The sequence below is a fragment of the Oleiphilus sp. HI0061 genome (genome assembly GCF_001635675.1).
Window position 1 is genome coordinate 1 of record NZ_LWFE01001768.1, and the last position, 614, is coordinate 614.

The following is a 614-nucleotide window of genomic DNA, read 5'->3' on the forward strand; positions in this document are numbered from 1 at the left end:
GAATTTACGAAACTATCCAAAGTATGATTAACAACGCCTTCCGTTGAGTTCTCAACTGGTACAACGCCATAGTTTGCCTGGCCAGACTCCACCTCTCGAAACACTTCATCAATTGCACTCATAGGCTGAGCATGAACAAAGTGTCCAAAATGTTTTAGGGCCGCTGCATGCGTATAAGTACCTTCCGGCCCTAAAAAAGCTACCTTCATTGGTTTTTCAAGGGCTAGACAACAGGACATTATCTCTCTGAAGAGCTTAGCAACATCTTCATCTGGCATAGGCCCCGTATTGCGTTCCATTACGGCCCGCAGGACCTGAGCCTCTCGCTCAGGGCGATAATACTGCACAAGCTCATTACCGGCAGCAGCCTGCTTCACCTCAGCAACACGCTGAGCACAAGCTGCGCGCTGGTTGATCAAAGACTGAATATTTTGATCAATCTCATCAATCTGAGCCCGTAGCTTTGCGAGCTCTGTTGCTTCATCTACCATTATATTTCCAGTTAGGCCTCAGGTGATTGATCTGAAGATTCATCTGATTCACTCGAAGCGCCTGCCTCAACAGTATCAGTTCCCTCTTCTATTTCTTGTTCATCAAGACTAGACTCATCAACA

At 46.6% G+C, this 614-nt stretch carries 1 protein-coding gene; it reads right to left on the reverse strand.

What is annotated here, in order from left to right:
* The coding region (pheA, locus tag A3735_RS26990) for a chorismate mutase (RefSeq protein ID WP_068639017.1) at nucleotides 1-491 on the reverse strand (491 nt) is incomplete at its 3' end.
* Nucleotides 492-614 lie beyond the last annotated feature (123 nt).